Source organism: Brachybacterium ginsengisoli (assembly GCF_002407065.1).
In the GTDB taxonomy this organism is placed as follows: domain Bacteria; phylum Actinomycetota; class Actinomycetes; order Actinomycetales; family Dermabacteraceae; genus Brachybacterium; species Brachybacterium ginsengisoli.
This window is the reverse complement of the sequence record NZ_CP023564.1, coordinates 1,660,033-1,686,143: the sequence shown is the minus strand read 5'-3', so window position 1 is coordinate 1,686,143 and position 26,111 is coordinate 1,660,033. Positions and strand designations below refer to the sequence as shown.

Below are 26,111 nucleotides of genomic sequence, written 5' to 3'. Positions count from 1 at the left end.
GGAGCTACTGGGGCTTCCAGCCGGCCCGGCGACGGGCCGCGACCATCGCCGCGACCTGGGTGCGGCGCTGCATCCCGAAGGCCTGCAGGATGACGGTGACGCGGTTCTTCACGGTCTTCTCCGCGATGCCCAGCGCCTCGGCGATCTCGCGGTTCGAATGCCCGTCCCCGATCAGCTCCACGATCCGCTGATCGGAGTCGGAGAGCTCCGGCCCGTCCTCGACGTGGTCCGCGGGCCACACCCCGCGGCCCTCATGGACGGCGGTCACGGCGTCGACGATCTCCTGGGAGCGGGCCGACTTCAGCATCAGACCGGCCGCGCCGGCCGCTCGGGACTCGCGCAGCGCCGCGTCGTCGTCGAAGCTGGTCAGCACCAGCATCCGCTGCGCGGGATCGATCTCGCGGGCGGTGCGCATGACGTCCAGACCGGTGCCGTCGGGCAGCTGCAGGTCGACGACGAGCACATCGGGCCGGATCGCCGGCAGGCGACGGCTCGCCTCGGTCACCGAGGAGGCCTCGCCGATCACCTTCAGGGCGTCGCTCGAGTCGATCACGGTGACGATCCCGCGCCGGACCACCTCGTGGTCGTCCACCAGCATCACGCGGATCGGTCCCGGCTGATCGGTCGCTGTCACGGAGGAACTCCTCGCATCGTCCTGCGCTGCTCGAACAGCACGAATCTACCGCATGACGTGCAGTGCGATCCTGGACGAACAGCTCCTCAGGCCCCGTCCGTCCCCGCGTACTCGGCGTCGGTGACGCGCTCCCTCCAGATCACCGAGGTGGCCGGGTCGGGATGATCTCCATCTGTGCTCCTCCTCCACGTCGGCGCCCTGGGCGCGCCGGTTCCCGGCCACGCTACGGCGCACGGCGCCGAGGAGGGATGCCCTGCTGGTGCCCCCTTCACCGGGGACTCCCCCGCGCCATGGTTCTGCGATGGAATCGGAGCATGAACACCACGGAGAGCACCAGCAACGGATGGACCGGCGCGAAGGACGCCCTCGGCGACTTCTCCCCGTGGATGGCGCACTACACCGACAGCGTGCTGTTCGACGAGGTCTGGGAGCGTGAGGGCCTCAGCCCCCGCGACCGCAGCCTCGTCACCGTCGCGGCATTGACCGCGATGGGCCGCACCGATCAGCTGCGGTTCCATCTCACCCATGCCCGCAGCAACGGCGTGAGCGACGACGAGCTCGAGGAGGCCCTGCTGCACCTGGCCTTCTACGCGGGCTGGCCCTCCGGCATGGGTGCCACCGCCCTGCTGAAGGAGATCAGCGAGGCCGAGGACTAATCGCCGGCGCATCGGGAGCGGAGGGCGCCGTGCCCCGCTGGCACCTCGGGCAGAAGTGGCTCGAGCGGTTCATGTGCACCTCGCGCCGGATCGGGCCGCCGCACCGCGGGCACGGCTCGCCGGTGCGCCCGTAGGCGCTGAGGGAGCGGGCGAAGTAGCCGCTGCGTCCGTCCACGTTCACGTACAGCGCGTCGAAGCTCGTGCCGCCCACCTCGAGCGCCCGCTCCATCACCTCGCCGGCGGCGCGGAGGATCGCCAGCGCGCGCCGCTGGGACAGGGCGGCGCCGGGGGTGTCGAAGCGGGTGCGGGCCTCCCACAGGGCCTCGTCGGCATAGATGTTCCCGATCCCGGAGACGATCTCCTGGTTCAGCAGCAGGGTCTTGATCGCCGCTCGGCGTGCCCGCAGCGCCCGGGCGATGGAGGGCAGGTCCGCCGCGGGATCGAGCAGGTCGCGGGCGATGTGGGAGGCGCCCTCGGGCAGCAGCGCATCGGGGCTGCCCACCCCGGCGAGCGCACCATCGGCCGCGGGGACCAGCGGGCTCGTCCACAGGCCGCCGAAGAGGCGCTGGTCGATGAGGTCCACGCGGGTGCCGTCCTCGAGGTGCAGGGAGAGGCGGCGGTGGCGCAGCGGATCCGAGGCGGGTCCCTCGGAGTCGGCACCCGGGGTCACCGCGATCCCGTCGGCCGTCGCGAGCCGCAGCTGCCCGCTCATCCCGAGGTGGCCCATCAGGGCCTCGCCGGTGTCGGCGCCGTCCGGGTCGGCGAGCCGCCACCACAGGAACTTCCCGCGCCGCGCGACGGCGGTGAGCGTCGAGCCCACGAGCGCCGCGCGCAGGCGGTCCTCTCCCCCGACCTGGCGGCGGATGATCCGGGCGTCGAGCACTTCGAGATCCTGGATCCTCCGGCCGACGGTCCGCGGCGCGAGCCCGCGACGGACCACCTCGACCTCGGGCAGCTCCGGCACGGCCTCAGCCCCGCGGGATGAGGGTCTCGCCGCGCTCGGCGAGGACGCCGCGCACGGCGTTCTGCGCCGCTGCGAGCTCGGCGTCCTTCTTGGAGGCGCCCTCCCCGCTGGCGGTCACGATCCCCGGCACCGTCACGGTCGCGGTGAAGGTCTTCTGGTGCTCGAGTCCTGCCTCGGTGAGCTCGTAGGTCACGCTCGAGCCCTCGGCCGCGGCGATCTCCTGGAGGCGGGACTTGAAGTCGTACCCGGTCTCCAGGAACTCGTCGGAGTCGAGCAGCGGCCGCAGCAGGTCCAGCACGAAGCGGCGCGAGACGTCCTGGCCGAGGGACAGGTGCACCGCGCCGATGACGGCCTCGGTGGTGTCGGCGAGGATCGAGGACTTCGCCCGCCCGCCGGTGAGGTCCTCGCCACGGCCCAGGCGCACGTAGGCGCCGAGGTCCAGCTTCGAGGCGATCACCGCGAGGGCGCGGGTGCTGACCGTCGCCGCCCGACGGCGCGCGAGGTCGCCCTCGGGCAGGGTGGGATGGCTCGAGTACAGGTATTCGGTGACGGCCAGCTGCAGCACGGCGTCGCCGAGGAACTCGAGGCGCTCGTTGTGGGGCAGGCCGTCGTGCTCGTAGGAGTAGGAGCGGTGGGTCAGCGCCAGCTCGAGCAGCCCGGACTCCGAGAGGTCGGCACCCTGCCCCGCGTCGAGCGGGAGGCGGTCCAGCAGTCCCTCGGAGGCGGCGGCCTCGGTGGCGCGACGCCTGCGCGCCATCAGGCCTCCTCGGGCTTCTCGGCTGACGGCGCGTCGTCGAAGAGACCCTGCAGCTTCGCGAAGCGATCGTCGATGACGTCGTGGGCGTGGTCCGGGTCGTCCTCCATGCGGAAGCCGCACTGAGCGCACAGGCCCGGGCAGTCCTCGCGGCACAGCGGGCGCTCGTCGGCCTCCATGGCGAGAGCGTCGCGCACCTGCGTGGCGAGGTTGACCTCGTCGGCCTCGAGCAGCGTGGTGTCCTCGCGCTCGTCGGCCTTGACCTTCTCGGGGTACATGAACAGCTCGTCGAGGCGGGCGGTGACGTCCTGCTCGACGGGGTCGAGGCAGCGGGAGCACTCGCCCTCGAGGTGGGCGGTGACGGTGCCGTGGGCGTAGATGCCCTCGACCACGGACTCGAGCTCGGCCTCGACGGCGATGTCCTCGCCCTCGGGGACCTGCATGGCGACCCCGCCCACCTCGCGGGGCGGGGCGGCGACGGTGCGTTCGACGTGGCGGTGGGTGCCGGTGCGGCCCACGAGGTCGACGGCGTCGAACCTCAGCGCGTCGTCGAGCGTGGTGGTCGGGGTGTTCTCAGAGGTCATCGGTGTGGATCCTGTTCGTGTCGAGGGGCTGTCAGGAGACGGCCGCGGCGGAGCGCAGCGCGTCCAGCGAGGGGCCGGGGAGCATGTCGGAGACGTCTCCGCCCAGGGCGTGGACCTCCCTCACCAGGGAGGAGGAGATGTGGGACCAGGCGGCGTCGGTGAGCAGGAAGACGGTGTCGATCTCGGCGAGGTGGTGGTTCATCCGCGCCATCGGCTCCTCGTAGGCGAGGTCCAGCTGGGAGCGGAGACCGCGCACCACGGCCTGCGCCTCCACGTCTCGGCAGAAGTCGACCAGCAGCCCCTTGGGCAGGGTGCGGACCTCGACGGATCCCGAGAGCCCCTCCTGGTCGAGGGTCTGCGTGATCGCGGCCGTGCGGGCCTCGAGGTCGAGCAGCCCCTTCTTCGAGGGGTTGTGGGAGACCGCGATGATGACCCGGTGGCCGAGCGCTGCGGCCCGACGGGTAAGGTCGAGGTGCCCCAGGGTGAAGGGGTCGAACGAGCCGGGCAGGACGACAGTGCTCATGGCGCCACTCTAATGCGCCGGGCTGGACGGATCAGTCGAGCTCGATGGTGACGTGGTGGGTGCCGTCCTCGTCGATCGTGCCGATGAGGAGGGTGCCGGTGAGGCCCGCGAGCTCACCGGTGCCGGAGCCGGGGGCGATCACGTACTGCAGCTCGGGATCGCCGCCGGCCATGGTGCCGAGCTGCTGGAGGGCGAGCGTGCCCTCCCGCCCGTCGAGCGTCCCCTCGAAGAGCTCGCTGGCGACGTAGGAGGCGCTGCCGGTGGCGGGGTCGCCGGCGGTGAGCATGACGCCGCGCGAGGTGCCGGCGGCACCTCCGCCCCAGGTCTTGGACAGCTCGAAGCGACCGGCGGCGCCGGGGACCGGCTCGCCGGGGGTGAGGTCGACGGTGAAGGTGGCGCGGTGGGTGGTCATAGACCCAGTATCGGTCCTCGCACCGCGGCCGTGCGGGCATAGGCCGAGGGCGCGGTGCCGGTCACGGCGCGGAAGTCGCGGTCGAAGTGGGGCTGGTCGTACCAGCCCAGATCGTGCGCCAGCTCGCCGAGAGACCGGCGATCGCCCCGGTCGATGGCCGCCACCGCGTCGATCACCCGGGCCCGCAGGATCATGCGCTTGGGCCCCACGCCGAGGAAGCGGTGGAAGCGTCGCTGGAGGGTTCGGGTCCCGTGGCCCGAGCGACGCTCGAGCTCCGCGGTGCCGGTCACCGCAGGGTCGTCCAGCAGGCCGAGGATCTGCGTGAACTCGGCGAATCCGGGCGCCTCGCGGGGCTCGAGCGCCAGCAGCCAGGAATCGAAGGCGGTCGCGGCGGCGGTCGCGGTGTCGGGGAGGTCGGGGAGGTCAGGCAGAACGAGGTCACCGCGCCGGAACCAGTCCGCCGCCCGGACGGTGCGGTCGCGGATCTCTGACGGTGCCGCGGTCGTGAAGGCGGTCGTGCCCCCGAGGCGGAAGCGCACGCCGACCACGCCTCCGGCGCCGTGCTGGGTCACGTCGAAGCGGCCCCGGGCGACGGGCCCGGTGATCCAGTCCCCCGCGCCGCCGGCGCCCGCCCTGCGGACTCCGCCCCATTCATGGGTGAGGTGTATGCCGGGGTCGTCGAGCGTGCTCGCCACGCGCTCCTGGCCCGGCGGCAGCTGCCAGGTCACCGACCAGTACCGCTCGACCCAGCGCCGCAGCGCCGGGGCGGGCTCCGCGTGGTCGTACCGGGAATGGCGGAGCAGCTCGTCGGGCCGGAGCACATGGCCGAGCATGTGGGCAGGCGCAGGTGTCGCCTTCGTCCAAGCGCCCGGGGTGCTCATGGAGGCAGTGTGGCAGGCATGACCGACACCACGACCTCATTCTCCACGGACGCAGACCCCACCGACGCCGGCGCCCCCGCGGATCCTCAGCCCGTCGCCCGACTGGCGATGATCACCCTCGACGCGATCGATCCCGAGCCCCTGGCCACCTTCTGGTCCGCGGTGCTGGGCTGGCCGATCGCGGTCTCCACACCGGAGTACGCGATGCTCACCGGGCCCGCGCATGCGCTGGGGATCGGCGCGGTGCCGGATCATCGGGCGCCGTCCTGGCCCGATGACGGGCACAAGCAGTTCCACTTCGACCTGGCGGTGCAGGATCTCGAGGCGGCGGCGGGCCGCTGCATGGAGCTCGGCGCGGAGCGCGTCGCCGAGCAGCCGGGCGAGACCTGGATCGTGCTGCGTGACCCCGCAGGTCACCCCTTCTGCCTCACCGACGCCGCGGCCTGGGGGTAGTTCAGGGGGTGCCCGACCGGCGCTCGCGGTGCTCGCTCGCGAGAAGGGCGTAGGACATGCCGTCCAGCCAGCGACCGCTGCGGTGGAGCGACTCCTCGCGGAAGGTGCCCTCGTGGCGCAGGCCGATCTTCTCCATGACGCGTCGTGAGGCGAGGTTCTCCGCGAAGCAGGCCGCCTCCACGCGCCGGACCCCGAGGTCGTCGATCGCGAGGTCGAGGAGGGCGGCGGCGAACTCGGTGCCGAGGCCGCGTCCGTGCACCGTCGGATCCAGCACCCAGCCGATCTCGGCCTGCTGTCCGGCGGCCTGCTCCCGCATGTCCGCCTGGGACCAGGCGTCCTGGACCTCGGCCTTGCCGCTGGCGACGATCGCGCCGTCGAGGAGGCCCACCACACAACTGTCGAGAGTCCCGTCCCACCACTGCTGATGCGCCTCGAGCGTGGGGCTGAGCGTGGTGGTCCACTTCTGCACCTCGGGCAGGCGGTACCAGGGCCAGATCGCCGCGGCGTCCTCCGGCCGCCCCGGTCGCAGTTCGAGCCGGTCGGTGCGGCGGGGCCAGTCGAGGTCGGAGAGCGCGATCTTCACCGGGCCAGCGTAGTCCGCCGGTCAGAACGGCGGCGGGGCGTGATGCGGGAGGGGGTGGAGCGGAGGGGGATCGGGGTCATCGGCCTCGTCGTACTCCGGGCGGGACTAGTGCTCCATGAGGTGCATCCCCCACCGGTGGGCCTCTTCGCGATCCGCGATCTCTGCGGGCGACTCGTCGAGGACGCCGAGGCGCGTGAGCGCGTCGACCTCGACATCTGCCTGGTGCTGCTCCCAGGCTCGCTCGAGCCGTGCTCCGAGCTCCCTGGTGACCAGATCCGTGTTCCCGGCGACCTCGCTGACCGCGGCGTCGCCGATCCGCCAGCGGGTGGCGCCGGTGCGGGGGTCCCGTTGCGGATCGAGCCCGCCGGTGGTCTCCAGCCGATGGTGCCGTCGGCACAGGCGGTGGAGGTTGTCGAGGGAGGTTGGTCCGCCTCGAGCGGGATGCTCGAGGTCGAACTCCTCGATGCGGTCCGCCTCGCCGATGGTCATGACGTTGCGGCTGCAGGTGGGGACGGCGCAGATCGGGTCGATCAGCCGCAGGTGCTCGGCCATCGCGGCGGTGGGCCGGTAGGTGCGCGAGGCGGAGGCGAGGTACGCGCCGGAGATCGGGTCGGTGAGCACCCGTTCGAAGGCGGGCGCCTGAGCCACCAGGCGGCGCGCCATCCGGGCCGGGATCGGGATCGTGCCGTCCAGGGTCGCCGGGGCGTGGGAGAGGCCCAGCAGCGTGAGGACCGGCACCACGACCGAGATCCGGAAGCTCGGCTCGGGCACCTCCACAGCGCCCGTGGTCAGTGCGGAGCGCAGCGCGACCTCATAGCGGAGCGCCTCGAGAGACATGTGCTCTCCCTGTCTCGCGACGTCACCGTCGAGATCGAAGGGGATGGGGGTTCCGTCGCGGAGCGCGCGACGCTGGGCGTCCTGCACGGTGCGGGCGGCGGCGTCGAGGCGATGGCCGAAGGCGGCGAGCTCCGGGAGGGGGCCGCGGATCATGAGGCAGGCTGTTCCATCGCTGTCCGACGAGGGCTGGAGGTGCACGCCACGCTGCTCCTCGGGGCTCTCCTGGACAGCGGCGCGACCGAACCACTCGACGAGGATGCGCAGGTCGCTGTAGAAGCGCTCGACGTCGATCGCCTCGAGCTGCCAGGCCGCCACGCGCTCGTCGACCTGGAGGCGCTGGGCGGGAGCGAGCCGCAGGACGCTGCGGATCAGCCACTCGAACCAGTCGATGGGGAGCTCGCCACGACCTGCGCGGGCGAAGCAGGCCGGGAGATGCTCGACCGCGACATGCGCATCGCGCAGCCGGTCCTCGCCGCGCGGGAGCTTCACCCGGAGCGCCGCCGCGGCGGCGAGGGCATGGAGGGTCTTCTCGTCGTGCTCGTCGCCCTCGGACCAGAGCGAGGCGAGGTCGTGCATCTCGTCGACGTAGAGGGCGGCCTGCAGCTCCCGTCGGCGCCGATGGATCCGCAGCACGGTCTCCGCCTCGACGCTGCGGAGTACGACATCGGCGCGCTCGACGAGCGCCTGCGGGGTGAGGGGCCGACGAGCCCGCACGACGGCGCGGGGCGGGCCGGTGGGCGCGGAGGGACCTGACGACGGGGAGATCCCTCGAGGCCGCGAGGGGCGGGGAGACGCCGCCGGCCGGAGCCGCCCCTCGGAACGCTCGATGAGCTCCCCCATGACGCCCCCTCTCTGCTCTCCGTCGAGTACCGCTGGACCGGGCCGCCCTCCGTCGATCCTCACCTCAATTTGGATCACCTGTTCGACGTGCACCAGGAATCGACGGAGATCCCCTCAGAATGCGGATAACCAATGCCTGTGGAGGAAAGGTCGACTCTTCCACAAGGAACGCACATTCTGTGGATACCCATCGGTCACCTGGCACTGTGCCCGCCGTGCAGCACCACAACCTGAGCGCAGACCGCTGACGGTTGCAGTGAACTTCGAGGTCAGAATCGGAACCCGCTGAATACACATGTCCGGTCGCCCCGCAATACCTCTCGGAATATTGTGGACGACGTATCTGTCGACCCCTACCCTGAGGCGATGACTCCCGCTCCGGCCCCCGCCTTCACGCTTGACCTGCCGACGCCCGAGGACGCCGATGCTCTCGCCGAGCTCCACCACCGGGTGTGGCGGCAGGCCTACACAGGGATCCTCCCGGAGCATGCGCTCGGCGCCGACGAGCTCGCCTCGCGCCGCACGATGTGGCATCGGACGCTCGAGCAGCGGTCGTCGGCGCAGCTCTCCGAACGGCTCCGAATCGGGCGCGGGCCGGACGGCGCGCCCGTCGGCTTCCTCACGGTCGGTCCCTCGCGGGACGAGGAGGCGCCGCGTCCGCTCGAGCTCCAGGCGCTGAACGTCGACTCCGCCTTCCACGGCACCGGTCTCGCGCAGGCCCTGGTGCGGGACCTGCTGCAGGATCGTCCGGCTTACCTCTGGGTGGTCGAGGACAACCCCCGGGCGAGGCGCTTCTACGAGAAGGAGGGCTTCCGCGCCGACGGAGTACTGACGGTCGATGCCGCTCTCGGCGACCTCCGCGAGATCCGTATGACCCGATGAGCCCGCCCCTCAGGCGGGCCCGCCGAACTGCAGGACCGTCTCTCCGTAGGACTTGGTGCCGTCGTCGCCCCAGCCCTCGGGCCAGGCGATCGGGCGGGTGCGCGAGGAGCGCTCGATCACGACGAGCGCCTCATCCTCCAGCGCCGGACGGAGCGTGAGCAGCAGCTCCTCGAGCGCCTCGGTGGGCACGTCGTAGGGCGGGTCCAGGAAGACGAGGCTCGCGCCGTGACCGGAGAGGGAGGACGCGGCGGTCGTCGCCCTGCCGGCGCGGACGTCCAGGCGGTCGGCGAGCCCGAGCTCCGCCGCGGTGCGCCGCAGCTGCTTGGCCGTCGGCCCGTGGAGCTCGACCAGCAGAGCGTGCGCGGCACCGCGGGAGAGGGCCTCGAAGGCCAGCGCTCCGGTCCCGGCGTAGAGGTCGAGAACGCGGGCGCCGACGAGGGCGTCCCAGCCCTCGAGGCGGTTGAACAGGGCCTCGCGGACCTTGTCGGAGGTGGGTCGGGTGCCCTTCCCGGGCGGGCCGGGGATGGTGCGGCCCCCCAGGGTGCCGGAGACGATGCGCGGCATGTCAGCTCCTCTCCACGTCGGGGTCGGCGTCCCGCAGGCGGTCCTCGATGGCGCCGGCGAGAGCGGGATGGGCGGTCAGCTCGGGGTCGGAGGCGACGACGGCGAAGGCGTCCTCGCGGGCCTGCTCGATCGCGCGGGAATCGCGCAGCACATCGAGGTGCTTCAGGGTGCGCTGGAGGCCGGACTGCTCCTCCCCCACCAGGTCGCCCGCTCCGCGGCGGCGCAGGTCCAGCTCGGCGAGCTCGAAGCCGTCGGCGGCGTCGGCGATGCGCTGCAGGTGCTGGGAATGCTCCTGCCCCACCACGGCGCTGGTGTCGAAGAACGCGATGCCCGGGTGCTCGGCGCGGCCCACCCGGCCACGAAGCTGGTGCAGCTGGGAGACGCCGAAGCGCTCGGCGTCCAGCACGATCATCACGGAGGCGTTGGGAACGTCGACACCCACCTCGATGACGGTGGTCGAGACCAGGAGATCGATCTCGCCGTCGACCATCTGCTTCATGACGTGCTGCTTCTCCTCTGCGCTGAGGCGGCCGTGGAGGATCCCGATCCGGGCGCCGGCGAGCTCGGGCCGTTCGGCGATCCGGAGGGCGCTCTGATGCACGCCGCGGGCGGGCTCGAGGGCGGGCGTCCGCTCCGTGCCGTCCTCGTCCAGGAGCGGCGGCGCCGGGGCGTCCGCCTCGTCCTCGTCGATGCGGGCGCAGACCACGAACACCTGCCGACCTGCGGCGATCTCCTCCGCGGCGCGCTGCCACATCCGCTGCTCCCAGGCGGGCAGCTTCTCGTGGACCACGAAGCTGGTGACCCCGGCGCGCCGGCCGGGGCTCTCGCGCAGGGTCAGGACGTCGAGGTCGCCGACGGTGGCGAGAGCCGCGGTGCGCGGGATCGGGGTGGCGGTCATGACGATGACGTGCGGGCTCTGCCCGGAGGGCCCCTTGGCGCGCAGGCGTCGGCGATGGTCCACGCCGAAGCGGTGCTGCTCGTCGATCACGACCAGGCCCAGGGAGGCGAACCCGACGCTCTCGGTGAGCAGGGCGTGGGTGCCGACGACGATGCCCGCCTGGCCCGAGGTCACGTCGAGCAGGGTCTCGCGACGGCGCGATGTGCGCTGGGAGCCGGTGAGCAGGCGCACGCGGGTGGCCTCGGGATGGGCGTCGAGCTGGCCGGCGCGCGCGAGCTCGCCGAGCAGGGTGGTGAGCGTGCGGTGGTGCTGCTCGGCGAGCACCTCGGTGGGGGCGAGCAGGGCGGCCTGGTGGCCGGAGTCCACGGCGCGGAGCATGGCGCGCAGGGCGACGACCGTCTTGCCGGAGCCGACGTCCCCCTGGAGCAGTGCGCTGGTCGGATGGCCGTGGGCGATCCGCGCGGCGAGCTCGTCGCCGATCTCCCGCTGGCCCGCGGTGAGCTCGAAGGGCAGGCGCTCGTCGAACAGCCCCTGCAGGGGCCCGTCGGCAGAGAGGACCGGAGCCGGGGTGCGCTCATCCTGCGCTCGCCGCTGGGCGAAGACGGACTGCAGGATGAAGGCCTCCTCGTAGCGGAGGTGGGCCATGCCCCGTCGGGTGTCCTCGGTGGTGAGGGGGACGTGGACGAGGCGCACCGCCTCCTCCAGCGAGGGCAGGCCGCGGCGGGTGATCACCTCCTCGGGAACGGTGCGGCTGAGGGAGCCGGCGTACTCGAGGCCCTTCTCCGTGGCCGAGCGCATGGTGCCCTGCGCGATGTTCTGCTTGAGCGGGTAGACGGGGCGGGGGCGCTGCGCCCAGGCGCGGCCCTCGTCGGTGTCCTCGACGGGTTCGTAGTCGGGGTGGGTGAGCTGCAGGGCCTTGCGGTAGTCGTCATAGCCGACGGTGCCGCGCACCAGGATCAGGGCACCGATGGGGAGCCGCCCCCGATGCCAGTCGACCTGACGCTGCTTGGTGAGGAAGAAGGTGAGGGGCAGCGACTCGGTGCCATCGGTGACGGAGACCTCGAGCAGGAAGCCGTAGCGGCTGCGCATCGCGCGGTCGTGCACCGACTCGACCTCGACGATGGCGCTGACCTCCTCGCCCTGGTGGATCTCCCGCAGGGAGCGCAGCGGGGCGGGGACCACGTAGCGTCGGGGGGCGAAGCGCAGCATGGTGTCGAGGTCGCGCACGCCGAAGGAGGCCATCGCCTTGGACTCCTTGGAGATCAGGAGCTCCTTCAGCGGCATCGAGCCACGGGCGGACTCCTGCCTCCTGGCCATCCGGTCGTCTCCTCGTGCTCGATGTGCGGGGCCGTGCGGCGGCCTGCGAGGTCCTATCGTGCCACTGCACTGCGATGCTGTGGCGGAGTCCACAGGCCGCCGCACCGGTCCTCCCCTTCAGGCGGGGCGACATCTGGGCTATGATTCCGTGGTTGCCCTGACCGCCGGGGGTTCGCACCTCCGTGCTCACCCAGGTCACCGACCCCGCCGAACCGGCGCGGGGGTGGAGCGGGCACCGCGATCAGAACATCGACGTACCAGGAGACGACAGTGGCTGCTTCCACGTGTGACATCTGCGCCAAGAGCCCCAGCTTCGGCAAGGCCGTGTCTCACTCGCACCGCCGCACCTCGCGTCGCTGGAACCCGAACATCCAGTCCGTCCGCACTGTGATCAACGGCACCAGCAAGCGAGTGAACGTGTGCACCTCCTGCCTCAAGGCAGGCAAGGTCAGCACGCTCGGCGCCTGAGCGAGACCGCCAAGGATTCATCCGCAGGAGCCCCCACCCGATCGGGTGGGGGCTCCTGCGCGTGCGGGCGCCTGCTGCCCCGCCCCGCCGCGTCCCGTCGATGCGCGGTTCCGATCCCGATCGTGGATCAGAACCGGGCATCGGCGCAGGCGGCGCGACGGGGTGCGAGGTGGCCGGGCGCGACGGAGGATGTGCCGGGCGGCCGCTCAGCGCAGCCGGCGCACCGGGAGCTCCGACTCGACCGCTCCGCCGTCGGCCGCGCGTTCGATCCGGGTGACGCGCGCGTCGTCGACCTCGCTGACGGCCTCGACGAGCTCGGTGCCGCGGAAGAGCAGGCCGGTGCCGTCGTCCGTGCACAGCGCCGGGCCCAGGGTCCCGTCGGCGACCAGCTGATGCAGCAGCGGGCGACGGGACTCCTCGGAGTCCATGTGGACGCCGTTGGCCCCCGGCAGGAAGCCGAGCCCGTTCGTGACGGGCGCGAGCTGAGGACCGAAGGAGTCGGTCACCCCGCCCTCGAACCAGCAGATCGATCCGGCAGAGATCCCGGCGAGCACAACGCCCTCCTGCCACAGACGATGGAGGATCTCGGGCAGGCCGTGAGCGCGCCACACCGCGAGCAGGTTCACGACGGAGCCGCCGTTGACCCACAGCACGTCGAAGCCGCGCAGGTAGCCCTCGATGTCCTCGACGTTGGGCAGGGAGAACAGGCTCAGGTGGTGCAGCTCGTAGCCCGCCTCGCGCGCCGCCTCCTCCATGTCGCGCTGGAACCCCTTGTCATCGCCGCTCGCCGTGCCGATGTTGCAGATCCGGGGCGTTCCGCCGGTGCGTGCATCGCGCTCCGCGGCGAGCTGGACGGCGAGGGCCATCATCGGCCCGAAGCCGAAGCGGAGCCGCGGATGCGGCAGGTAGCCGGCGCTCGTGGCGAGGATCGTGGGGGCGGAGGCGGTCATGGGATCAGCTCTCTCAGGGTCGCGGTGAGGCCGCCGGGGATCTCGACGAGGTGCACGGGATCGACCTCTTCGCGGTCCAGGGTGGCCAGCAGCGGGGCGGCGTGCGGATCGGTGGGGTGGTTGTCGAAGTCGAGGGCGGTCATGCCGTCGGCCCGCAGCCCGTCGAGAAGCGCGGCGAGGCAGAGGGCCACGTCGGCGCGGGCGTGGGGTGCGGCGGCGTCCACGGCCTCGAGAGCGCCCTCGCGGCGCGAGGCGGGAGCGTCGGCGCCGTCCGCGGAGTACAGGTCCGCGAGGGCGGTGATGGTGCCGTCGCGGAGCACCGCCCAGGAGCCGGCGAGGTCGCTCTCCTCGAAGAACTCCTCCCCCACGATCGGGCGGATCGTGTCGCGCGGCGCGGTCGGCGACCAGCTCGCGTGCTGCCAGAGGTAACGATCTGTGAGGGCGTCGACCAGCTGCTCACGGGGCAGCTCGCTCCAGGGCAGGACGCGGGCGCCGTCGTCGGCGAGCTCGCGCACCGTCCGGATCCAGCGGGCGGTGCGCTCAGAGGTCAGGTCCACCCGCAGCAGGGGGACCTCGAGGTAGGTCACCGCGCCGTGCGCACGCAGGAAGAGATCCCGCTCGGACCCCGACTCCGCCTTCGAGGACAGCGGATTGCTGCTGTACTCACGAAGTTCGTGAAGAAGCGCTGTTCCGTGCCCGAGGCGGCGGTGCTCCGGAGCGATCTCGAGCTCGACCAGATCGCGCCGGGGATGGACGGGATTGGTGCCGATGCGGCCCACGCCGATCACCTCTCCGTCCACCTCGAGCGCCAGGGCGCGGAAGCCCTCCCGCCAGCCATCGGGCTTCAGCCAGTCGAAGCGATGGCCGTCGCGTTCGACGTCCTCCGAGGTGGTGGGGCGGAACCTCCGCGCCGTGGCGCTCGCGTCGCTCACTCGGCGGTGGCGTCCGCGAAGGTCGCGGTGTCGATGACGGCGCGGAAGTGCACGTCGCCGTCGACCACGCGGTCATAGGTGGCGTCGGCGTCGGCCACGCCGATGACCTCGATCTTCGCCGCGATCCCGTGCTCGGCGCAGAAGTCGAGCATCTCCTGGGTCTCGGCGATGCCGCCGATGTTGGAGCCGGCGAGGACCTTGCCGCCGCCGATGAGGGACCCGAAGCCGAGGGGCTGCTGCTCCGGCGGCAGACCCACGACGGCCATCACGCCGCGCGGCGCGAGCAGACGCAGGTAGCTGTCCACGGGGATCGAGGCGCTGATGGTGTTGAGGATGAGGTCGAACTCGCCGCGGTGGGCGGTGAAGAAGTCGTCCTCCGTGGTGGCGAGCACGCGGGTCGCCCCGAGCTCGAGGGCGTCCTTCTCCTTCTTCAGGGAGCGCGAGAGCACGGTGACCTCCGCGCCCATGGCCGCGGCGATCTGCACGCCCATGTGGCCGAGGCCGCCCAGGCCCAGCACGGCGACCTTCTTGGCGCGGCCGTCGACGGTCTCGGCGACGCCCCAGCGGCGCAGCGGGGAGTAGGTGGTGATGCCGGCGCACAGCAGCGGAGCGGCGGCGTCGAAGGCGAGGCCGTCGGGGACGCGGCACACGAAGCGCTCGTTGACGACGACCTTCTCGGCGTATCCGCCCTGGGTGACGGTGCCGTCGACGTCCTTCGCGTTGTAGGTGCCGACGTTGCCCTCGAGGCAGTTCTGCTCCTGGCCCGCGCGGCACTCCTCGCAACGGCCGCAGGAGTCGACCATGCAGCCCACGCCCACGCGGTCCCCGACCTTCCAGTCGGTGACGTCCGCGCCGACGGCGGAGACGACGCCCGCGATCTCGTGGCCGACGGTCAGCGGGAAGCTCGCCTCGCCCCACTCGTTGCGGATGGTGTGGATGTCGCTGTGGCAGATCCCGGCGGCCGCGATGTCGATGACCACGTCATCGGCACGCGGATCGCGGCGCTCGATGGTGGTGACGCGGAACGGCTGGTCGGGGCCGGTCTTCTGCAGTGCCTTGACGGTGATCGGCATGATGGTTCCTCCGGCGGGTCGTGGGTGGGTCCGGCGCTGAGCGCCGTCGACCAGACTAGACCTGAGCGGGCCCCTCGTGCCGGGTCGGAGCCCGCCCGGAGCGATCGCTCTCAGCCGAAGTGGTCGAAGCCCTCCCCGGCGACGGGGTTCCCGTCGAGGAGGACGCCCGGCCCGGCCGCCGTCGGCGGCAGCACCCGACCGATCGGGCGGAACCCGTGGGGCACCTCACCCGGGGCGAAGGCCGCGAGCATCGCATGCTCCTCCCCGCCGTGGAGGACCCATTGCCAGGGGTCCTCGCCGAGCTCGTCGGCGAGGGACGCCAGGGCGTCGACGTCGCCGCGCAGGGCCCCGCCCTCGAGGTCGAGGGTCGCGTCGGAGGCGGCGGCCAGACGCCCGCCGTCCCGGATCAGCCCGTCGGAGAGATCCATCATGGCGTGCGCGGTGCGGCCGACGGTCCAACCGAGCGAGAGGTCCGGCTCCGGGGCATCGTGCCAGCGCACCAGATCGGCGGCGTCCGGATCGGTGATCCCCTCGAGCACCACGCGGGTCTCCCGGGTCCTCACCCGACCGGCGAGCACGAGGGCGAGCCCTGCCGCCGAGCGACCCAGGTGCGGGCTGCCGAGGGCCAGCACGTCGCCGGGCCGGGCGCCGCTGCGGACCACGGGAGCCTGGTCCTCCGGCAGCGCGCCCATCGCGGTGACGGTGAGGATGAGCTGCTCGGCGCGGCCCAGGTCCCCGCCGACGACGTGGGCGCCGTCGTCCTCGGCGCGGGCGGCGAGGGAGGCGGTCAGCTCCTCGAAGACCGCGGCGGGCGTGCTCGCGGGCGCCGAGACGGCGACCACGAGGGCGACGGGCCGTGCACCCATCGCGGCGACGTCGGCGAGGTTCTGGACCGCGGCCTTGTGACCGATCCAGCGGGGCGAGGTGGCGTGGAGCAGGAAGTCGTGGCCCTCGACGAGAGTGTCCGTGGTGACCACCAGGCGCGGAGACGGCAGTCGCACCACTGCGGCGTCGTCCCCCGGCCCCACCTCGACGGACGGCCCGGTGCGCAGATGAGGGAGCATCCGGGCCAGCAGCGCCGACTCCCCGACGCCGTCCGCGCCGTGGGAGGTGCCGCTGCCGGGGTTCTCGCCTGCCATGCGCCCAGTCTGCCCGAGATCGGGCAGGCCCCCGTCCACAGGTGCTCCCGGTAGGCTCTCCGGGTGCTCCGCTCCCGTCTGCTCGCCCTTCCCGCCGCCGGTCTGATGGTGGTGGGACTCGTCTCCTGCGGCACCGTCCAGGTGCCCCCGGGGCCCGACGCCGCCGATCCCACCTGCGCCGACATCATCCTCAGCGCGCCGCCCGAGGTGCTGGGCATGGAGCGGACGGAGACCTCGAGCCAGGGCACTGCGGCCTGGGGCGACGGGGAGGACACGGTCGTGATGCGCTGCGGCGTCACGCCGCCCGGCCCCACCACCGACCTGTGCACCACCCTCACCGACGGCAGCGGGGTGGAGGTCGACTGGATCGTGCGCGAGCTCGACGACGACGTGTTCCTCTACACCACCTACGGCCGCGAGCCCGCGATCGACGTGACGGTGCCGCGCTCGGCCGCGCCCGACCAGCCCTCCGGGGCGGCGCTGGATCTCGGCCAGGTGGTCACCCGGAACCTCGAGGCCACCGACCGCTGCGTGGGCCCGGGCGACGCCCCGTAGCGGATCCTGCGGACGACCGGTTCAGCGCACGCCGAGACGGCGCGAGCGCGCCCGGTCGATCAGCTCGGCGATGAGGTCCGCGTAGCTGAGGCCCATGTTCTCCCAGAGCACCGGGAACATCGAGTACGGGGTGAAGCCCGGCATCGTGTTGACCTCGTTGACCAGCACGCGGTGATCCGCGGTGACGAACATGTCCACCCGGGCGAGGCCCTCCAGCCCGAGCGCCCGGAAGGCGCGGCAGGCGACCTCGCGGGCCTCCTCCAGCACGGCGTCCGGCAGGGCGGCGGGGACGTCGATGCTCACGGTGCCCTTGCCGAAGTACTTCGCCTCGTAGTCGTAGAACTCGAGATCGGCGCCGACCTTCACCTCGCCCGGCAGGGTGGTGCTGAGGTCCTGGCCCTCCCCGCCCTGCAGCACGCCGCACTCGACCTCGCGAGCCTCGACACCGGCCTCGACGAGGACCTTCGGGTCCTCCGCGAAGGCGTCCTTCATCGCGGCCTCGAGCTGGGCGGGATCGGTCACCCGGGAGACCCCGAGGCTCGATCCGGCCCGGGCGGGCTTGACGAACCAGGGCAGCGGGTAGGTGTTGCGCAGGTGCGTGGCGACGCGGTGGGCGTCCGCGGCCCAGCGGTCCTCGTGCACGACGATGCCGGGGGCGCAGTCGATGCCGGCGGCTCCCAGCACGAGCTTCGTGGCGGCCTTGTCCATCGCCGAGGCCGAGGCGAGCACGCCGCTGCCCACGTAGGGGATGTCGAGCAACTCGAGCACGCCCTGGACGGTGCCGTCCTCGCCGTAGGTCCCGTGCAGCAGGGGCCAGACCACGTCGATCTCGGCGAGGTCCTGGACGACGCCGCCCGTGACGGTGCGCAGGGTGATCGGCTCGCCGGGGAGGTGGCGCGCGCCGGGCAGCAGGACCTCGTCGCCGGAGGGGTCGACCTCGGGGGTGCGGCCGTCGACCATGGTCCAGTCGCCGGGGTCGGCCGAGACTCGGGTCCAGCGGCCCTCGCGGGTGATGCCGACGGCGATCACCTCGTAGCGCTCGCGATCGATCGCGGCCAGGATGCCGCCGGCGGTGACGCACGAGATGCCGTGCTCGCCGCTGCGGCCGCCGAACAGGAGGGCGACGGTGGTTCTCATACGACGAGGATATTCACTCCGGACGGATGGAGCGCGACAGCAGGGCCGTGGTGACCTCGTCGATTCGCGCACCCTCGTCGACCACGGCCACGACGGCGCGGGTGATCGGCATGTCCACGTCGAGCCCGGCGGAGAGATCGGCGACGGCGCGGGCGGTGGCGACGCCCTCTGCGGTCTGCCCCACCTCGGCGGCCGCGGCCTCCACGTCCAGACCGCGGCCGAGGGCCAGGCCCAGCCGATGGTTGCGGCTGAGGGGCGAGGCGCAGGTGGCGACGAGGTCGCCCATCCCGGCGAGGCCCGAGAAGGTCTCCCGGCGCCCGCCCAGCGCCACCCCGAGCCGGGTGATCTCCGCGAGGCCGCGGGTGATGAGCGAGGCCGTGGTGTTGTGCCCGTGTCCGAGCCCGGTCGCCGCGCCCACCGCGATCGCGACCACGTTCTTCACGGCGCCGGCGATCTCCACGCCGGTCACGTCGGTGGAGGTGTACGCACGCAGGTAGGGCGCCTCGCACCAGCTCGCCAGGACGTCCGCGATCTCCTGTGTGGGCGCGGCGACCACGCTCGCGCAGGGTCGCCGCTCGGCGATCTCGGCGGAGAGGTTCGGTCCCGAGAGCACGCCGACGAGTCCCGGGTCGGCGCGCCCGGCGGCGGTGATGATCTCGCTGATCCGGGCATCCGTGCCGCGCTCGATCCCCTTGATCAGCGACAGCAGCGGGACGTCGGGCAGCGCGGGCCACTGCTCGAGCGTGGCGCGGAGCGACTGGGCGGGGATCGCGAGGACCACGCCGTCTGCGCCCTCGAGCGCCTCCTCGAGGTGCGAGGTGCCGTGGACGGCATCGGGCAGCCGATGGTCCGGCAGGTAGCCGCGGTTGCTGTGCTGCTCGCGGATCTCCCGCGCGACCTCCTCACGGCGGGCCCAGAGGGTGACGTCGGCGCCGCCGTCGGCGAGGACCCCGGCGAAGGTGGTCCCCCAGCTGCCGGCGCCGAGGACGCTCAGGCGCGGGCGGGTGCTCACGAGACCTGCCTGTACGCCCGGTAGCCGCGCTGCGGCCTGCCGATCTCGGGGCGGTGCTGGTCGCTCCGGCCGTCGTGGAGCACCTCGGGGGGCTCCTGCCCCCTCAGCTGGGAGAGCAGTGCGGCGATGCGGGCCATGAGGTCCTCCGTGACGCGCAGCGCGGCCTGCTGGGTGGTCTCGCCCTCCCGCGCCGTGACGGTGTACGGCTCCCCCACCAGCATCTGCACGTGACGCCCGGGACGGGGGCGCGGGAACGGCGAGCCGACGGGCCACAGGGCGCGGCCGCCCCAGGTCGCGATCGGCAGCAGCGGGGCGCCGGTCTCCAGGGCGAGACGAGCGGCGCCGAGCTGGCCGCGCATGGGCCACAGCCCGGGATCCCGGGTGTAGGTGCCCTCCGGGAAGATCATGAGCAGCTCGCCGCGCTCGAGCGCCGCCCGGGCATCGCTCAGGGCGTCGCCGCCGCGGGGCGTGCCGCGACGCACGGGGATCTGCCGGGCTCCGCGCAGGAGGGTCCCGAGCACCGGGATGCGGAACATCGCCTCCTTCGCCAGGAACCGCGGGGCGACCCCCGAGGCCTGCAGGAGGTGCCCGTAGCCGAAGGCGTCATGGGCGCTGAGGTGGTTGCCGCAGGCGATCATCGGCCCGGGGCCCTGGAGATGCTCGGTGCCGCTCCAGCGAGGGCGGGAGAGCAGGGTCAGGAGCGGGCGCAGCGGCAGCTGGGCGAGACCGATCACGGCCCCGGCCCGCCGCTGCGGGGAGCGGGCGGAGCCCACGTCCCAGCTGCGCAGCAGTGACGTCATCGGCGCGCCGAGGGTCCCCGGCCGAGCGCCTTGCGCGAGACCTGCCCCGTCAGGGACGCCGCGCGCGGATCGCCCGCCAGGGCGCGGCGGCGCAGCGTGGTCGGTGCGCGCCGTGCGAGCGTGTTGACGGCGGCGGCGTGCATGAGCCGTCGCGGCGCGAAGGCGAGCCGGCCCCGGATCGAGCGGTACTTCACCGCGGTGGTGATCTGCAGCAGGTCCCCGCCCGGGAGGAGCGCCACACCGATGCGCACGGTCAGCTTCTCGTCGTCGTCGATGATGAGCGCCTCGGAGCCGACCACCTCATCGGTGACGAACTCCTTCTCCGGCGGCGGCACCATGTCGAAGAGCCGGACCGCCTCGTCGCGCAGCGCCCGCAGACCGCGGGAGGACAGCGGCGTGTTCTCGTGGGAGAAGATCGCCTCGGCCCAGACCCGCGGATCGGACTCGTCGACCCCGGCGGTGGGGACGATCACCACATCGCAGTAGTCGGGGATCGGGATGTCCCGCAGCGCCAGCGACCCGGAGGCACCGGGCGGCGAGCCCACCACGGGGTCCAGCGGGGAGTCCTCGCTCGTCATCAGCTCTCCTCCCAGTACTCGGCGCCGAGGGCGGTGAGCTTCTCACGGAAGGACTCGTAGCCGCGGTCGATGAGGTCGATGCCGCGGATGGTCGAGGTCCCCTCGGCGCCGAGTGCGGCGATCAGATAGGAGAACCCGCCCCGCAGGTCCGGCACGGTGATGTCGGCGCCGTGCAGGGCGTGAGGGCCCGAGACCACGGCGGAGTGGTTGTAGTTGCTGCGACCGAAGCGGCAGCTCGAGCCGCCCAGGCACTCGCGGTACACCTGGATGCGGGCGCCCATGTCGTTCAGGGCGCTGGTGAAGCCGAGGCGGTTCTCGTACACCGTCTCGTGGAGGATGGAGATGCCGTCGGCCTGGGTGAGCGCGACCACGAGCGGCTGCTGCCAGTCGGTCATGAAGCCCGGGTGGACGTCGGTCTCCAGCGCGATCGCGCGCAGGGGCGTGCCCGGATGGAAGAAGCGGATGCCGTCCTCGCGGATCTCGATGCCGCCGCCGACCCGTCGGAAGACGTTCAGGAAGGTCGCCATCGGCTTCTGCTGGGCTCCGCGGACGAAGACATCGCCCTTGGTGACCAGTGCCGCGCAGGCCCAGGAGCCCGCCTCGATCCGGTCCCCGAGAGCGGTGTGCTGATACCCGTCGAGACGGTCCACGCCCTCGATGGTGATGGTGCGGTCGGTCTGCAGCGAGATGATCGCGCCCATCTTCTGCAGCACCGCGATGAGGTCCTCGATCTCCGGCTCGACCGCGGCGTTGGTCAGCTCGGTGATGCCCTGCGCGCGGACCGCGGTGAGCAGCACCTGCTCGGTCGCGCCGACGCTCGGGTACTCGAGATGGATCTTGGTGCCGCGCAGGCCGTTCGGCGCGGTGATGTAGATGCCCATCTCGCGCTTGTCCACCACGGCGCCGAAGCTGCGCAGCACGTCGAGGTGGTAGTTGATGGGGCGGTCCCCGATGCGGCAGCCGCCGAGGTCGGGGATGATCGCCTCGCCCAGCCGGTGCAGCAGCGGCCCGCAGAACAGGATCGGGATCCGCGAGCTGCCGGCATGCGCGTCGATGTCGGCGACGTGCGCCCGCTCGACGTTCGAGGGGTCCAGCATCAGGGTGCCGCCGGCGACGTCGTGCTCGACCTTCACCCCGTGGATCGACAGGAGGTTCGACACGATCCTGACGTCGCTGATGTCCGGGACCGAGCGGAGCACGCTCGCGGACTCCCCCAGCAGAGCGGCGACCATCGCCTTGGAGACCAGGTTCTTGGCCCCGCGGACGGTGATCTCACCGTCGAGCGGGCGCCCTCCGCGCACGTGGAACGTCGAGTTCATGGTGTCCTCGCCTCGATGGGCGGGCGTCCGGGACGCCCGTGACTGACCGGGACACCATACCGGAGCAACCGCAGAGCACGGTGGATCAGGCGGAGTCCTCGGTGCGCGCCGGGAGGGTCTTCGGCATCCAGGAGGGACGGGTCGCCTCGAAGGCCGTGATGTCCTCCTCGTGGCGCAGGGTCAGGCCGATGTCGTCCAGGCCCTCCATGAGGCGCCAGCGGGTGTAGTCGTCGATCTCGAAGCGGAACGTCGCCTCGCCGCTGTGCACCTGACGGTTCTCGAGGTCCACCGTCACCTCGGCGCCGGGGTTCTCCTCGAGGATCTTCCACAGCTGCTCGATGTCGTCCTGCGAGAGGATGCCGGCCACCAGGCCCTGCTTGCCGGAGTTGCCGCGGAAGATCTCGGCGAAGCGGGTCGAGAGCACGGCCTTGAAGCCGTAGTCCCGCAGCGCCCAGACGGCGTGTTCGCGCGAGGAGCCGGTGCCGAAGTCCGGGCCGGCGACGAGCACGGAGCCCTTCGCATAGGCGGGCTTGTTCAGCACGAACTCGGGGTCATTGGTGCGCCAGGCGTTGAAGAGGCCGTCGTCGAAGCCGGTCTTGGTGACCCGCTTGAGGTAGACGGCGGGGATGATCTGGTCGGTGTCGACGTTGCTGCGGCGCAGCGGCACGCCGATGCCGGTGTGGGTGGTGAAGGCATCCATGGTGGTACTCCTGGTACTCCTGGTTCTGCGGGTCAGGCGACGGGCTGGAGGTCGGAGGGGGCGGAGTCCGCACCGAGGTCCGACGGGGAGGACAGGGTGCCGCGCACGGCGGTGGCGGCGGCCACGACGGGCGAGACCAGGTGGGTGCGTCCGCCCTTGCCCTGCCGGCCCTCGAAGTTGCGGTTGGAGGTCGAGGCGGCGCGCTCCCCCGGAGCCAGCTGGTCCGGGTTCATGCCCAGGCACATCGAGCAGCCGGCCTCGCGCCACTCGGCGCCGAAGGCGAGGAACACCTCGTCCAGGCCCTCCTGCTGCGCCTGGACCCGCACCCGGGCCGAGCCCGGGACGACCAGCACGCGCACATCGGGATGCTTGGTGCGGCCCTCGAGCACGGAGGCGAAGGCGCGGAGGTCCTCGATGCGGCCGTTGGTGCACGAGCCCATGAAGACGGTGTCGACCTTGATGTCCTTCAGCGGGGTGCCGGGGACCAGGTCCATGTACTCCAGCGCGCGCTCGGCGGCGAAGCGGTCGGACTCGTCGACGAAGTCCTCGGGGGCGGGGACCTCGGCCGAGAGCGGTAGGCCCTGGCCGGGGTTGGTGCCCCAGGTGACGAAGGGCTCGAGCGCATCGGCGTCGATGACGACCTCGGCGTCGAAGGTGGCGTCGTCCTCGGTGCGCAGGGTGCGCCAGTACTCGACGGCCTTGTCCCAGTCCTCGTCCTGCGGGGCGTGGGGACGGCCCTGGACATACTCGAAGGTGGTCTCGTCCGGCGCGATCATGCCGGCGCGGGCACCGGCCTCGATCGACATGTTGCAGACCGTCATGCGGCCCTCCATGGAGAGCGAACGGATCGCCTCGCCGCGGAACTCGAGCACGTAGCCCGCGCCGCCGCCGGTGCCGATCTTCGCGATCACCGCGAGGATGATGTCCTTCGCGGTCACGCCCGGCTTCAGCGAGCCGGTGACCGTGATCGCCATGGTCTTGAAGGGCGTGAGCGGCAGGGTCTGCGTGGCCAGCACGTGCTCGACCTCGCTGGTGCCGATGCCGAAGGCGAGGGCCCCGAAGGCGCCATGGGTGGAGGTGTGGGAGTCGCCGCAGACCACGGTGATGCCCGGCATGGTCAGACCCAGCTGCGGGCCCACCACGTGGACGATGCCCTGGTCCTTGTCGCCGAGGGAGTGGATGCGCACGCCGAACTCCTCGGCGTTGCGGCGCAGGGTGTCGATCTGGGTGCGCGAGGTGATGTCCGCGATCGGCTTGTCGATGTCGATCGTGGGGGTGTTGTGGTCCTCGGTCGCGAGCTGCTGATCCAGGCGGCGCGGCTCGCGGCCCTCCTGGCGGAGCCCGTCGAACGCCTGCGGGCTCGTGACCTCGTGGAGCAGCTGGAGGTCGATGTAGAGGAGGTCCGGCTCGCCGTTCTCTCCGCGCCGGACCACGTGATCCGCCCACACCTTCTCCGCGAGAGTCCCCGCCATGTCGATCCTTCCCTGCGCCCCTCGTGGGGACGCGTTCCTGACAGCTGAGCGGCGCTCGGGGTGCGAGCGCTCGACCCCATGGTCTGCTGGTCCACGATGCGGTGCACTTGCGTCTCACACAATAAGACGGCAGTATCGGAGCATGGACAAGACCTCGGAGGAGAACGGCAGCGGCGTCGGCGTGCTGGACAAGGCGGCGATCGTGCTCGGTGCACTGGAAGCCGGACCGGCGACGCTGGCCCAGCTCGTGCAGTCGACCGGCCTGGCCCGCCCCACGGCCCACCGCCTCGCGGTGGCGCTGGAATTCCACCACCTCGTCGCCCGGGACATGCAGGGCCGATTCATCCTCGGCCCGCGCCTCGGCGAGCTCGCCGCCGCCGCCGGCGAGGACCGGCTGCTGGCCTCCGCGGGCCCGGTGCTCGCCGCTCTGCGGGACCACACCGGCGAGTCCGCCCAGCTCTACCGCCGCCAGGGCGACCACCGCATCTGCGTGGCCGCCGCGGAGCGGCCCATCGGCCTGCGCGACTCCGTCCCGCTGGGCGCGGCGCTGACCATGCGCGCCGGCTCCGCGGCACAGATCCTGCTGGCCTGGGAGGAGCCGGACCGGCTGCACCGCGGCCTGCTCGGAGCTCGCTTCACCGCCACGCAGCTCTCGGCCGTGCGGCGACGCGGCTGGGCGCAGTCGATCGGTGAGCGCGAGCCCGGCGTCGGCTCGGTCTCCGCGCCGGTGCGTGGGCCGAACGGACGCGTGGTCGCCGCCCTGAGCATCTCCGGGCCGATCGAGCGGATCACCCGCCAGCCCGGCAGGCTGCACGCCGCGTCGGTGATGAGCTCGGCGAACCACCTCACCGAGCTGCTCCGCCGCGCCGGGTCCTGACCTCGGCGAGAGCGCCGGTCAGTCCCGTTCGATCCAGACCGGGGTGTTCGCGAAGCGCAGCACGTTCACGAGCTGCCGCGGCGCGTGGACCTTCCCACCCGCCCCGGGCGACCGCTCCCCCGCGACCATCATCAGGCTCGCGCCCTCGCTCGCCCGGATCAGCTCCCGGGGCGAGCCCGAGACGGCGATCGTGACGTCCTTCACGAAGACCGAGGGATGGGTCATGGCGATCCTCTGCGCGGTGCCGGCCAGGATCTCCTGCGCCTCCTCAGGAGTGGTCTCCGGCCGCACCACCAGATGGATGTCGCGCCCGTAGGCCTCGGCGAGATCCGCAGCGCGGGCGACCACCTCGGTGGCGACCTCGTGATGCACCAGCCCGATGGGCCCGGTGCCGTCGATCCGCCCGCGCACCACGACCACCGGACAGTGGGCCCGGGCAGCGAGCGCCAGGCTCTTCGAGCCGACGATCAGCGTCATCAGGCGCCCCAGGCCGCGCCCTCCGAGGACCAGGAGGTCGGACTCCTCGCTCGCCTCGACCAGCACCGGGACGGCGTTGCCGTCGACGATCTCCGAGGTCACCGGGACCTCGACCCCGGTCTCGCGCACCAGGGCGACGGCGCCCTGGATCAGCGAGTTGGCGGCGCCGCGGAATCCCGAGCCGGCCATCCCCGAGATGGGATCGATGTTGACGTCCAGCTCGGTCCACACGAAGGCATGGACGAGATGGAGGCTGCCGCCGACGGCGGCGGCATGGACCGCGGCCCAGCGGACCGCCTGATCGGACTCGTCGGCGTCGAACACACCGACCGTGATGCGGGGACCCGTGTTGTGCTCCATGTCACGACGATACTCCGCCCCCGCGGAAACGCCCAGGGAAATGCAGAAGGAGCCGACACCCGAAGGTGTCGGCTCCTCAGTTCGTACCCCGTACCGGATTTGAACCGGTGTTACCGCCGTGAGAGGGCGACGTCCTAGGCCGCTAGACGAACGGGGCCGGAGCGAGATCTGACGATCTCGCATCGTACCCCGTACCGGATTTGAACCGGTGTTACCGCCGTGAGAGGGCGACGTCCTGGGCCGCTAGACGAACGGGGCGCGGACCGCACGACTCCGAAGAGCCGTGAAGCGCTGGGGTACCAGGACTCGAACCTAGAACGACGGTACCAGAAACCGCTGTGTTGCCAATTACACCATACCCCATGGTGAGAACACGTTTTTCCATTCTTCCCGTGCCGTTTCCCGAATGGATTCCGGGGACTTTCCGGGCCGAACTTCCTTGCCGTGCCGAGGTAAGACTCTACCGGGTCTTCCCCGACA

General features: G+C 72.1%; 29 protein-coding genes and 3 tRNA genes. 6 read left to right on the top strand and 26 right to left on the bottom strand.

Going from position 1 to position 26,111, the window contains the following annotated elements:
• Positions 1–4 precede the first annotated feature (4 nt).
• The gene (locus tag CFK41_RS07485; RefSeq protein WP_096799088.1) at positions 5–634 is read right to left on the bottom strand and encodes a response regulator transcription factor; all 630 of its coding nucleotides are present in this window, start codon (positions 632–634) and stop codon (positions 5–7) included.
• Positions 635–948: 314 nt separating this feature from the next.
• Between CFK41_RS07485 and CFK41_RS07480 the strand changes: the two genes are divergently transcribed.
• On the top strand, positions 949–1,290 hold the full coding sequence (locus CFK41_RS07480) for a carboxymuconolactone decarboxylase family protein (RefSeq protein WP_096799087.1): 342 nt from the start codon (positions 949–951) through the stop codon (positions 1,288–1,290).
• Here CFK41_RS07480 and mutM read toward each other — a convergent pair.
• From mutM to CFK41_RS07450, 6 genes are read right to left on the bottom strand one after another with little or no spacing between them, the layout of a single operon-like run.
• Entirely contained in the window at positions 1,271–2,254 is a 984-nt protein-coding gene (gene mutM / locus CFK41_RS07475; RefSeq protein ID WP_096799086.1) for a bifunctional DNA-formamidopyrimidine glycosylase/DNA-(apurinic or apyrimidinic site) lyase, read from the bottom strand. The genes CFK41_RS07480 and mutM overlap by 20 nt on opposite strands.
• Before the next feature lie 4 nt (positions 2,255–2,258).
• Positions 2,259–3,011 carry a ribonuclease III gene (rnc, locus tag CFK41_RS07470; RefSeq protein ID WP_096799085.1) on the bottom strand — a complete coding sequence of 251 codons (753 nt, stop codon included), beginning with the start codon at positions 3,009–3,011 and terminating at the stop codon, positions 2,259–2,261.
• Positions 3,011–3,592 carry a YceD family protein gene (locus CFK41_RS07465; RefSeq protein WP_096799084.1) on the bottom strand — a complete coding sequence of 194 codons (582 nt, stop codon included), beginning with the start codon at positions 3,590–3,592 and terminating at the stop codon, positions 3,011–3,013. Before CFK41_RS07465 ends, rnc begins: the two co-directional genes overlap by 1 nt.
• 31 nt (positions 3,593–3,623) lie before the next feature.
• Positions 3,624–4,115 (bottom strand): pantetheine-phosphate adenylyltransferase, encoded by a 492-nt coding sequence (coaD, locus tag CFK41_RS07460; protein ID WP_096799083.1) that lies wholly within the window; start codon positions 4,113–4,115, stop codon positions 3,624–3,626.
• 31 nt (positions 4,116–4,146) lie between these two features.
• Positions 4,147–4,527 carry a DUF3224 domain-containing protein gene (locus tag CFK41_RS07455; RefSeq protein ID WP_096799082.1) on the bottom strand — a complete coding sequence of 127 codons (381 nt, stop codon included), beginning with the start codon at positions 4,525–4,527 and terminating at the stop codon, positions 4,147–4,149.
• Complete coding sequence (locus CFK41_RS07450) at positions 4,524–5,408, bottom strand: helix-turn-helix domain-containing protein (protein ID WP_227873247.1); 885 nt, start codon at positions 5,406–5,408, stop codon at positions 4,524–4,526. Before CFK41_RS07450 ends, CFK41_RS07455 begins: the two co-directional genes overlap by 4 nt.
• A gap of 18 nt (positions 5,409–5,426) precedes the next feature.
• Between CFK41_RS07450 and CFK41_RS07445 the strand changes: the two genes are divergently transcribed.
• Positions 5,427–5,861 carry a VOC family protein gene (locus tag CFK41_RS07445; RefSeq protein WP_169928799.1) on the top strand — a complete coding sequence of 145 codons (435 nt, stop codon included), beginning with the start codon at positions 5,427–5,429 and terminating at the stop codon, positions 5,859–5,861.
• Between the two features lies 1 nt (position 5,862).
• Here the strand turns inward: CFK41_RS07445 and CFK41_RS07440 are convergent, their stop codons facing one another.
• Entirely contained in the window at positions 5,863–6,444 is a 582-nt protein-coding gene (locus CFK41_RS07440) for a GNAT family N-acetyltransferase (protein WP_096799080.1), read from the bottom strand.
• Between the two features lie 105 nt (positions 6,445–6,549).
• Positions 6,550–8,121, bottom strand: a complete 1,572-nt coding sequence (locus tag CFK41_RS07435; RefSeq protein WP_174705963.1) for an HNH endonuclease signature motif containing protein — start codon at positions 8,119–8,121, stop codon at positions 6,550–6,552.
• 366 nt (positions 8,122–8,487) lie between these two features.
• Here CFK41_RS07435 and CFK41_RS07430 point away from each other — a divergent pair, with 366 nt between their 5' ends.
• A complete protein-coding gene (locus CFK41_RS07430) occupies positions 8,488–9,003 on the top strand; it encodes a GNAT family N-acetyltransferase (RefSeq protein WP_096799079.1) in 516 nt (171 codons plus the stop codon).
• A 9-nt stretch (positions 9,004–9,012) separates the two neighbouring features.
• Here the strand turns inward: CFK41_RS07430 and rsmD are convergent, their stop codons facing one another.
• Positions 9,013–9,567: a 16S rRNA (guanine(966)-N(2))-methyltransferase RsmD gene (rsmD, locus tag CFK41_RS07425; RefSeq protein ID WP_096799078.1), complete on the bottom strand. Its 555-nt coding sequence runs from the start codon at positions 9,565–9,567 to the stop codon at positions 9,013–9,015.
• 1 nt (position 9,568) lies between these two features.
• Complete coding sequence (locus CFK41_RS07420) at positions 9,569–11,782, bottom strand: ATP-dependent DNA helicase RecG (protein WP_096799077.1); 2,214 nt, start codon at positions 11,780–11,782, stop codon at positions 9,569–9,571.
• 270 nt (positions 11,783–12,052) lie between these two features.
• Here CFK41_RS07420 and rpmB point away from each other — a divergent pair, with 270 nt between their 5' ends.
• Positions 12,053–12,250 (top strand): 50S ribosomal protein L28, encoded by a 198-nt coding sequence (gene rpmB / locus CFK41_RS07415; protein WP_087485416.1) that lies wholly within the window; start codon positions 12,053–12,055, stop codon positions 12,248–12,250.
• Between the two features lie 206 nt (positions 12,251–12,456).
• Here the strand turns inward: rpmB and CFK41_RS07410 are convergent, their stop codons facing one another.
• The 4 genes from CFK41_RS07410 to thiL all read right to left on the bottom strand — a co-directional run bounded on the left by CFK41_RS07410 (position 12,457) and on the right by thiL (position 16,344).
• The gene (locus CFK41_RS07410; protein WP_096799076.1) at positions 12,457–13,200 is read right to left on the bottom strand and encodes a Type 1 glutamine amidotransferase-like domain-containing protein; all 744 of its coding nucleotides are present in this window, start codon (positions 13,198–13,200) and stop codon (positions 12,457–12,459) included.
• Positions 13,197–14,132: a GNAT family N-acetyltransferase gene (locus CFK41_RS07405; RefSeq protein WP_096799075.1), complete on the bottom strand. Its 936-nt coding sequence runs from the start codon at positions 14,130–14,132 to the stop codon at positions 13,197–13,199. Before CFK41_RS07405 ends, CFK41_RS07410 begins: the two co-directional genes overlap by 4 nt.
• Positions 14,129–15,205 (bottom strand): NAD(P)-dependent alcohol dehydrogenase, encoded by a 1,077-nt coding sequence (locus CFK41_RS07400; protein ID WP_096799074.1) that lies wholly within the window; start codon positions 15,203–15,205, stop codon positions 14,129–14,131. The genes CFK41_RS07405 and CFK41_RS07400 overlap by 4 nt, the downstream gene beginning before the upstream one ends.
• A gap of 110 nt (positions 15,206–15,315) precedes the next feature.
• Positions 15,316–16,344, bottom strand: a complete 1,029-nt coding sequence (thiL, locus tag CFK41_RS07395) for a thiamine-phosphate kinase (protein WP_096799073.1) — start codon at positions 16,342–16,344, stop codon at positions 15,316–15,318.
• Between the two features lie 63 nt (positions 16,345–16,407).
• Here thiL and CFK41_RS07390 point away from each other — a divergent pair, with 63 nt between their 5' ends.
• On the top strand, positions 16,408–16,899 hold the full coding sequence (locus CFK41_RS07390) for a DUF3515 family protein (RefSeq protein WP_096799072.1): 492 nt from the start codon (positions 16,408–16,410) through the stop codon (positions 16,897–16,899).
• Between the two features lie 21 nt (positions 16,900–16,920).
• Here CFK41_RS07390 and CFK41_RS07385 read toward each other — a convergent pair whose 3' ends face one another.
• From CFK41_RS07385 to leuC, 7 genes are all read right to left on the bottom strand, one after another.
• Positions 16,921–18,036 carry a D-alanine--D-alanine ligase family protein gene (locus CFK41_RS07385; RefSeq protein ID WP_096799071.1) on the bottom strand — a complete coding sequence of 372 codons (1,116 nt, stop codon included), beginning with the start codon at positions 18,034–18,036 and terminating at the stop codon, positions 16,921–16,923.
• Between the two features lie 13 nt (positions 18,037–18,049).
• Positions 18,050–19,048, bottom strand: a complete 999-nt coding sequence (locus tag CFK41_RS07380; protein WP_096799070.1) for an NAD(P)H-dependent glycerol-3-phosphate dehydrogenase — start codon at positions 19,046–19,048, stop codon at positions 18,050–18,052.
• Positions 19,045–19,848 carry a lysophospholipid acyltransferase family protein gene (locus tag CFK41_RS07375; protein ID WP_096799069.1) on the bottom strand — a complete coding sequence of 268 codons (804 nt, stop codon included), beginning with the start codon at positions 19,846–19,848 and terminating at the stop codon, positions 19,045–19,047. The genes CFK41_RS07380 and CFK41_RS07375 overlap by 4 nt, the downstream gene beginning before the upstream one ends.
• Positions 19,845–20,426, bottom strand: a complete 582-nt coding sequence (locus CFK41_RS07370) for a DUF2867 domain-containing protein (RefSeq protein ID WP_096799068.1) — start codon at positions 20,424–20,426, stop codon at positions 19,845–19,847. Before CFK41_RS07370 ends, CFK41_RS07375 begins: the two co-directional genes overlap by 4 nt.
• Positions 20,426–21,745, bottom strand: a complete 1,320-nt coding sequence (gene murA / locus CFK41_RS07365; protein ID WP_096799067.1) for a UDP-N-acetylglucosamine 1-carboxyvinyltransferase — start codon at positions 21,743–21,745, stop codon at positions 20,426–20,428. Before murA ends, CFK41_RS07370 begins: the two co-directional genes overlap by 1 nt.
• 85 nt (positions 21,746–21,830) lie before the next feature.
• The gene (gene leuD / locus CFK41_RS07360) at positions 21,831–22,445 is read right to left on the bottom strand and encodes a 3-isopropylmalate dehydratase small subunit (RefSeq protein WP_096799066.1); all 615 of its coding nucleotides are present in this window, start codon (positions 22,443–22,445) and stop codon (positions 21,831–21,833) included.
• 32 nt (positions 22,446–22,477) lie between these two features.
• Positions 22,478–23,917: a 3-isopropylmalate dehydratase large subunit gene (gene leuC, locus CFK41_RS07355; RefSeq protein ID WP_096799065.1), complete on the bottom strand. Its 1,440-nt coding sequence runs from the start codon at positions 23,915–23,917 to the stop codon at positions 22,478–22,480.
• Positions 23,918–24,059: 142 nt separating this feature from the next.
• Between leuC and CFK41_RS07350 the strand changes: the two genes are divergently transcribed.
• A complete protein-coding gene (locus tag CFK41_RS07350) occupies positions 24,060–24,794 on the top strand; it encodes an IclR family transcriptional regulator (RefSeq protein ID WP_096799064.1) in 735 nt (244 codons plus the stop codon).
• 18 nt (positions 24,795–24,812) lie between these two features.
• Here the strand turns inward: CFK41_RS07350 and CFK41_RS07345 are convergent, their stop codons facing one another.
• The 4 genes from CFK41_RS07345 to CFK41_RS07330 all read right to left on the bottom strand — a co-directional run bounded on the left by CFK41_RS07345 (position 24,813) and on the right by CFK41_RS07330 (position 25,994).
• Positions 24,813–25,631: a universal stress protein gene (locus CFK41_RS07345; RefSeq protein ID WP_096799063.1), complete on the bottom strand. Its 819-nt coding sequence runs from the start codon at positions 25,629–25,631 to the stop codon at positions 24,813–24,815.
• An 84-nt stretch (positions 25,632–25,715) separates the two neighbouring features.
• Positions 25,716–25,788: transfer RNA gene (locus CFK41_RS07340), tRNA-Glu, on the bottom strand.
• A 28-nt stretch (positions 25,789–25,816) separates the two neighbouring features.
• Positions 25,817–25,889, bottom strand: a tRNA-Glu gene (locus CFK41_RS07335).
• Between the two features lie 33 nt (positions 25,890–25,922).
• A tRNA-Gln gene (locus CFK41_RS07330) sits at positions 25,923–25,994 on the bottom strand.
• Between the last annotated feature and the right edge of the window lie 117 nt (positions 25,995–26,111).

Excerpts from the sequence above, each read along its gene's own strand:
- leuD (WP_096799066.1), bottom strand. The coding sequence starts at position 22,445 with ATGGATGCCTTCACCACCCACACCGGCATCGGCGTGCCGCTGCGCCGC.
- CFK41_RS07455 (WP_096799082.1), bottom strand. The coding sequence starts at position 4,527 with ATGACCACCCACCGCGCCACCTTCACCGTCGACCTCACCCCCGGCGAG.
- CFK41_RS07430 (WP_096799079.1), top strand. The coding sequence starts at position 8,488 with ATGACTCCCGCTCCGGCCCCCGCCTTCACGCTTGACCTGCCGACGCCC.
- CFK41_RS07465 (WP_096799084.1), bottom strand. The coding sequence starts at position 3,592 with ATGACCTCTGAGAACACCCCGACCACCACGCTCGACGACGCGCTGAGG.
- rnc (WP_096799085.1), bottom strand. The coding sequence starts at position 3,011 with ATGGCGCGCAGGCGTCGCGCCACCGAGGCCGCCGCCTCCGAGGGACTG.
- thiL (WP_096799073.1), bottom strand. The coding sequence starts at position 16,344 with ATGGCAGGCGAGAACCCCGGCAGCGGCACCTCCCACGGCGCGGACGGC.
- CFK41_RS07435 (WP_174705963.1), bottom strand. The coding sequence starts at position 8,121 with ATGGGGGAGCTCATCGAGCGTTCCGAGGGGCGGCTCCGGCCGGCGGCG.
- CFK41_RS07400 (WP_096799074.1), bottom strand. The coding sequence starts at position 15,205 with ATGCCGATCACCGTCAAGGCACTGCAGAAGACCGGCCCCGACCAGCCG.
- CFK41_RS07375 (WP_096799069.1), bottom strand. The coding sequence starts at position 19,848 with ATGACGTCACTGCTGCGCAGCTGGGACGTGGGCTCCGCCCGCTCCCCG.
- coaD (WP_096799083.1), bottom strand. The coding sequence starts at position 4,115 with ATGAGCACTGTCGTCCTGCCCGGCTCGTTCGACCCCTTCACCCTGGGG.
- CFK41_RS07480 (WP_096799087.1), top strand. The coding sequence starts at position 949 with ATGAACACCACGGAGAGCACCAGCAACGGATGGACCGGCGCGAAGGAC.
- rsmD (WP_096799078.1), bottom strand. The coding sequence starts at position 9,567 with ATGCCGCGCATCGTCTCCGGCACCCTGGGGGGCCGCACCATCCCCGGC.
- CFK41_RS07370 (WP_096799068.1), bottom strand. The coding sequence starts at position 20,426 with ATGACGAGCGAGGACTCCCCGCTGGACCCCGTGGTGGGCTCGCCGCCC.
- CFK41_RS07410 (WP_096799076.1), bottom strand. The coding sequence starts at position 13,200 with ATGACCGCCTCCGCCCCCACGATCCTCGCCACGAGCGCCGGCTACCTG.
- leuC (WP_096799065.1), bottom strand. The coding sequence starts at position 23,917 with ATGGCGGGGACTCTCGCGGAGAAGGTGTGGGCGGATCACGTGGTCCGG.
- CFK41_RS07385 (WP_096799071.1), bottom strand. The coding sequence starts at position 18,036 with ATGAGAACCACCGTCGCCCTCCTGTTCGGCGGCCGCAGCGGCGAGCAC.
- CFK41_RS07445 (WP_169928799.1), top strand. The coding sequence starts at position 5,427 with ATGACCGACACCACGACCTCATTCTCCACGGACGCAGACCCCACCGAC.
- murA (WP_096799067.1), bottom strand. The coding sequence starts at position 21,745 with ATGAACTCGACGTTCCACGTGCGCGGAGGGCGCCCGCTCGACGGTGAG.
- CFK41_RS07350 (WP_096799064.1), top strand. The coding sequence starts at position 24,060 with ATGGACAAGACCTCGGAGGAGAACGGCAGCGGCGTCGGCGTGCTGGAC.
- CFK41_RS07420 (WP_096799077.1), bottom strand. The coding sequence starts at position 11,782 with ATGGCCAGGAGGCAGGAGTCCGCCCGTGGCTCGATGCCGCTGAAGGAG.
- CFK41_RS07450 (WP_227873247.1), bottom strand. The coding sequence starts at position 5,408 with ATGAGCACCCCGGGCGCTTGGACGAAGGCGACACCTGCGCCTGCCCAC.
- CFK41_RS07345 (WP_096799063.1), bottom strand. The coding sequence starts at position 25,631 with ATGGAGCACAACACGGGTCCCCGCATCACGGTCGGTGTGTTCGACGCC.